Here is a 5,591-nt window from a genome sequence, read left to right as displayed (position 1 = left end):
AAAGCCAGGTCAATGACAGCTGTTTGTTGACACAACAGATTACAAAGTAAAACTAACTTCTTCCGGATTCAGGGTAGCGCTGCAGTCAAAAGCGATACCCGTACAGTTTATGCCTGATGACCATAGCAAGTCGGTACCACCCCTTCCCATCCCGAACAGGACCGTGAAACGACTTTGCGCCGATGATAGTGCTGCAACCAGTGTGAAAGTAGGTTATCGTCAGGCTAATTATTAAGCAGAGCCCGCTCAGTCAACACTGAGCGGGCTTTTTGCTTTTCAGCGTGCCTTTTTCAGATACGCCCGCAGTCCATGCGTTAATACCAGCGGAAACACGCTCGCGTGATCCTCGTCCGCAAACACTTTCAATCGCGTCGCCAGTCCTGGATAACGATGCGACTGCAATGCCGCATCGAATTCGCGCAGGTCGGCGACCATATCGGCTTCCTCTTCGCTGCGTGAGCGCTTCTTCCCGGCCGCCAGCGTTTCCAGTCCGCCGATACCGAAGAACACCGACGCCGTCATATCCTTGTGCGCCTTCGCATACACCTGCTCACGGTCGAACATCACACCGCGGTCGAACCACAGCGAAGGGCTGCTGAGGATGTAATGTTCGAAGCTCGCGGGCCGCGTCAGCAGCATCTGCAAACCAAGCAGGCTGCCATAGGAATGGCCGACGAAGATCTTGCGCCGCATGTCAGCGCGGTAGTGCGACCCGATCAGCGGTACCACTTCGTCGGCGATGAAACTGCCATATGCCTGCGCCTCACCGAAGGCCACCGCGCGGCCAGGCGTGTCGGACGCATAGCTCTGCGTGCGCGGCGTCGACGGCGTGTAGTCGCGGCGCCGGCTGTACACGGCGCTATCGCCTTTCGCGTAAGACAGGCCGACGACGATCGCTTCCTCCAGGCCCGCATGCTTGGCCAGGCGCTGGGCGATGCTGCGCGCGATCGGGAATCCATAAGCGGCATCGGTGACGAACAGCACCGGATAGCGCCGCTCCGACGACCGGTAGGATTCCGGTAGAGAGACAAAGACCTGGTAGTCGCGGTTCAAGGCATGTGAGTGGACATCGCGCACTTCGGTGTCGTCGAGCAGGTAGGCCGACGGCGCCGTACCGGATTCGGCCGCCAGTGTCTTCGCCAGGTAGGCCCGCGCTTTCGCCGCATATTTGCGGCAACCGTCGCGGTCGACGAAGGCTGCATTCCCTAACGCCGCCTGCCTCGCCTTCTTCTCCCACAAGTCGCTCAGTTCCGGATGCGCACTCACCAGCACGTCGCAGTCCAGCGCCTCGACGGTGGCGATCGAACGCTCGACGTCGGCGCGTGCGTTCGGATACAGCGGATTCCTGCTGAAGCTGCGGCCGTCGGCGGCAAGTGCGTTCACGCTGTCGCCATACACGACGTTCATGGTCTTGCCGCCCTCGCTGGCCTTCCAGGTCCAGGTGGTGGCGCCCGGTGTATGGCCCGGCGTGAAGCGGGCCGTGACGGCCAGCGGTCCCAGTTTCACGATCTCGCCATCGCGCACCGCGCGCGTCTTCGCGATCGGCGTCATCGCCTGCAGGGTGGGGTACTGTGCATCCCGCTTGTCCGGCTGCCCGCTGCGCAGCACCGCCGCCGCCGCCGGGCTGGCCAGCACCGTTGCCCCGGTCATTTTTTGCAAGGCGGCGATGCCGCCGGCGTGGTCGAAGTGTTCGTGGCCGTTCAGGATGTAGCGGATGTCCTCGACCTTGAAGCCCAGCTTGCGGACATGTTCGGCGATCTGCTTCGATGCGCCGGGCGGTCCGCCGTCGATGAGGATATGGCCGGCCGGTGAGGTGATCAGCACGGCGCTGATGCCGCCGGTGCCGACATAATAGGTGTTGCCGTACACGGGGAAGGGATCCTGCGGCGCGTTCCAGTCCGCGGCGCCGGCATCGATGGTGCAGGCGCCGAGCGCGAGGCTCAAGGCAAGGCAGATGGTCGTTTTCATGAATACATTCTGCAACCGGTCCGATCGCCCGGCAGCAAGCCGGTGACGAAACCCCGCATCGGCGGGATGAAGCCGACAAGCATGGCGGTCCGGCTTGCGAGCCCCGCTGCTATACTTTTCCGATGACGCCATTCACTTCGCCCAACACATCTCCCGCGCCCAGGACCATTGCCACCGCGGTGCTGGTGTGGGCGGCGATCAGCGCCCTCGGCGCCTTGCAGACCTACAGCGACAACCTGCGCGTCGGCGTCGACAGCCACTATCCCGCCTTGCTGGTCACCTGGTTCATCGAATACGCGGTGCCGCTGATCGTCCTGAGCGCGGGTCTGAGCCTGGTCCTGGCGCGCTGGCCGGCCCTGATCGCGCGGCCGCGTAATGTGTTCGCGCTGTTCGTCGGTCTTGTGCTGGTGTTCCAGCCTGCGCAGTGGACGTACATGGCCTGGCTGCGTGGCTACCTGCACATCGCCAGCCTCGAAGATGCCCGCCTGCTGCTGATGAAGATGCTGCTGGTCGGCTGGTTCTCGACCACCGGCACCTTCGCCGCCATCCTCGCGATTCACTACTGGCGCCAGGCCAGGGAGCGCGAACTGGCCTGGCAGCGCAGCCAGAATGACATGCTCAACCTGCGCCTGGCACTGGAGCAGCAACGCATGCTGGCCTTGCGCGCCCAGTTCGAGCCGCACTTCCTGTTCAACGCCCTGAATGCGATCAGCGCATTGGTGCGCGACGGCGACCGCAGCCTGGCCCTCGGCGGCATCGGCCGTCTCAGCGACCTGCTGCGCTATGCGCTGTCGGCGAGCGTGCGCAATACCGTCACCGTCGCTGCCGAGCTGCAGTTCGTGCGCGACTACCTCGACCTGCAGCGCCTGCGCTATGGCGAACGCCTGCAGGTGCAGATCGACGGCGACGGCCGGCTGCTGCACGAGGTGGCATGCCCGCCGCTGCTGCTGCAGCCGCTGATCGAGAACGCGCTGCGCCACGATCTCGATTGCCGCGAGGGCCCGAGCGACATTCGTCTCGGCTTCGCACAGGAGGGGGAGGTCCTGGCCATCCGTGTCGACAATCCGGTCAGCGCGCAAGCTTCGCCGAATCCTGGCGCCGGGCTCGGGCTGGCGAACACGCGCGAGCGCCTGAAGCTGATGCATCCGACGGCCTCGCTGTCGACCAGCCAGCAGGACGGCCGCTTCGTCGCCGAAGTCCGCCTGCCGCTGGAGCAGGAGTGAGCGATGGGCGTGCGCTACCTGATCGTCGACGATGAAGCGCCGAGCCGCGCCAACCTGCGCCTGGCCCTGGCCGCGCATCCGGAATGGCTGCTGCTGGCGGAATGCGACAGTGCGGCCGCCGCGCGCAGGGCACTGGCGGATCACGAGGTCGACGTGATCTTCCTCGACATCCAGATGCCCACCGAATCGGGCCTGGTCCTCGCGCGCGAGATCAGCCGCCTGCGCGTGCCGCCGCTGATCGTCTTCGCCACCGCCTACAGCGAACATGCGGTCGACGCTTTCGAGGTGCACGCGCTCGACTACCTGCTCAAGCCCCTGAGCGATGCACGCCTGGCCCAGACCGTCGAGCGCATCGGCGCCATGCTGGGGCAGCGTCAGCGCGAAGCCTATGGGGCCGCGCTGCGCGACTATGTCGATGCTGGCGCCGGCGGCACAGGCCAGGCTGTCGAGCGGCCGGCGCGCATCAATGTGCGCTCGGTCGGCCGCATCGAGCAGATCCGCGTGGACGACATCCTATGGATCGAATCGGCCGGTAACTACGTCGAGCTCCACCTGGAGGGACGCGCGGTCCTGCATCGCATCACCTTGAACCGCCTGGAAGCGCTGCTCGCGCCCGACGACTTCCTGCGCGTGCACCGCAGTGCGATCGCCAGGCGCAGCCAGATCGCGCGCCTGGAGACCGTCGGCGATGGCAGCTACAGGCTGACGCTGCGTTGCGGCGCCGCGGTGGCGGTCAGCGAGCGCTATCTGGGCGCGCTGAAGTCCGCGATGTGACGAAAAGCCGGGGCGCCGGGATGGCCGCACTGGCTGCGCCCGCGGCGCGCTGTCTATACTGGTTCATCGTCAACCAAAGCTCCCAGCCATCATGCGCCTGCACCCCATCGTTCTTGCCTGTCTCTGCCTCCAGCCGCTGACGAGTCACGCCGCGCCGAGTGCCACTGCACTGCGCGATGCCGTCGACAAGGCGATCAAGCCCATGATGGCGCAGCATGAGGTGCCTGGGCTGGCGGTCGCCGTTAGCGTCGACGGCCACGTCAGCTTCTTCAATTACGGCCTGGCGTCCAAAGAGAAGCAGATACCCGTCAGCGAGAACACGCTGTTCGAACTCGGCTCGGTCAGCAAGACCTTCACCGCCACGCTGGGCTGCTACGCGCAGGGCCAGGGCAAGCTGTCCTTCGACGACCATCCCGGCAAATACCTGCCGCGGCTGAAGGGCAGCGCGATCGACCGCGCCAGTCTGCTCGAACTCGGCGCCTACATGGCCGGCGGCCTGCCGCTGCAGATGCCGGATGAAGTCGAGAACGATGCGCAGATGCTGGCCTACTTCCGCAACTGGACGCCGGATGCGGCGCCAGGCACGCAGCGCCGCTACTCCAACCCGAGCATCGGCCTGTTCGGGCACATTACGGCGCGGGCGCTGCACACCGGTTTTGCCGACGCCGCAGACGGTCTGCTGTTTCCCGCGCTCGGCCTGAAGCATACCCACGTGCGGGTGCCGGCGGCGGCGATGGGCGATTACGCCTGGGGCTACAACAGCGCGAACAAGGCGGTGCGGGTCAATCCCGGCGTCTTCGATGCAGAAGCGTATGGCGTAAAGTCGAGCGCCGCTGACATGATCCGCTTCGTGCAGGCAAACATCGCCCCGGAGCAGATGGCGGAACCAATGCGCCAGGCGGTGCAGTGCACGCATACCGGCTACTTCCAGATCGGCGATACGGTACAGGGACTCGGTTGGGAGCAGTACCGCGCGCCGGTCAGCCTGGCGCAGCTCCAGGCCGGGAATTCCGAGAAGATGAGCCGCGGGATGAATCCGGCCACGAGGCTGCAGCCACCACAGGCGCCGCCGCGCGGCACGCTGTTCAACAAGACCGGCGCCACAGGCGGCTTTGGCGCCTATGTGCTGTTCGTGCCCGACGAGCGGGTTGGTATCGTCATGCTGGCGAATAAAAATTATCCGATTCAGGCGCGGATTCAGGCTGCCCACGCCATCCTCGAGCAGTTGCGCAAATAAAGTCGGCGATCTTGCCGACGACCTGTGTGCAAAAAAGCGACGCGCGACCCTTGCGCATGAGCTCGGCTGTTTGCTATAGTTCGCGTCCTGCTTCTGCAGCGCACGAAAAGTTTAATAGAATCAACGAATTAAACTTGTATAAACGGCCATGCCGAGTGCGTTGAAGAAAAACGAGGGGTTGACGAGTCAAGCGAAACACGGCATAATCTTCCTCCTCTGCTGCTGACGAACAAAACGATTCGCAGAACGCAGCAAGGCAGTGCCGAATACGATCTTTAACAATCAACAGTCGATAAGTGTGGGCGTTTGATGAAGTGCCAGCAGCTGCGTAAGTGGCTGCTGAATACTTAAATTATCAAATGTTCACAAAAAGTATAACGTTGCTCAGC

At 63.9% G+C, this 5,591-nt stretch carries 4 protein-coding genes and 1 rRNA gene; 4 read left to right on the top strand and 1 reads right to left on the bottom strand.

Translation table 11 applies throughout. The features are described from left to right. Positions 1-112 precede the first annotated feature (112 nt). A 5S ribosomal RNA gene (rrf, locus tag LQV39_RS26270) occupies positions 113-225 on the top strand. Positions 226-276: 51 nt separating this feature from the next. On the opposite strand, the gene bla is transcribed toward rrf, so the two are convergent. After that, on the bottom strand, positions 277-1,968 hold the full coding sequence (gene bla / locus LQV39_RS26265) for a subclass B3 metallo-beta-lactamase (RefSeq protein ID WP_230030137.1): 1,692 nt from the start codon (positions 1,966-1,968) through the stop codon (positions 277-279). Positions 1,969-2,090: 122 nt separating this feature from the next. Between bla and LQV39_RS26260 the strand changes: the two genes are divergently transcribed. The 3 genes from LQV39_RS26260 to ampC all read left to right on the top strand — a co-directional run bounded on the left by LQV39_RS26260 (position 2,091) and on the right by ampC (position 5,202). Continuing rightward, entirely contained in the window at positions 2,091-3,191 is a 1,101-nt protein-coding gene (locus LQV39_RS26260) for a sensor histidine kinase (protein ID WP_230030136.1), read from the top strand. 3 nt (positions 3,192-3,194) lie between these two features. Beyond that, on the top strand, positions 3,195-3,965 hold the full coding sequence (locus tag LQV39_RS26255; RefSeq protein WP_230030135.1) for a LytTR family DNA-binding domain-containing protein: 771 nt from the start codon (positions 3,195-3,197) through the stop codon (positions 3,963-3,965). A gap of 91 nt (positions 3,966-4,056) precedes the next feature. Beyond that, complete coding sequence (gene ampC, locus LQV39_RS26250) at positions 4,057-5,202, top strand: class C beta-lactamase (RefSeq protein ID WP_230030134.1); 1,146 nt, start codon at positions 4,057-4,059, stop codon at positions 5,200-5,202. Positions 5,203-5,591: the final 389 nt, after the last annotated feature.

Origin of the sequence: Massilia sp. Bi118, assembly GCF_918697865.1 — a bacterium.
In the GTDB taxonomy this organism is placed as follows: Bacteria; Pseudomonadota; Gammaproteobacteria; order Burkholderiales; family Burkholderiaceae_D; genus Telluria.
Note: the sequence above shows the minus strand (reverse complement) of the source record. Positions and strands in the feature narration are given on the sequence as shown.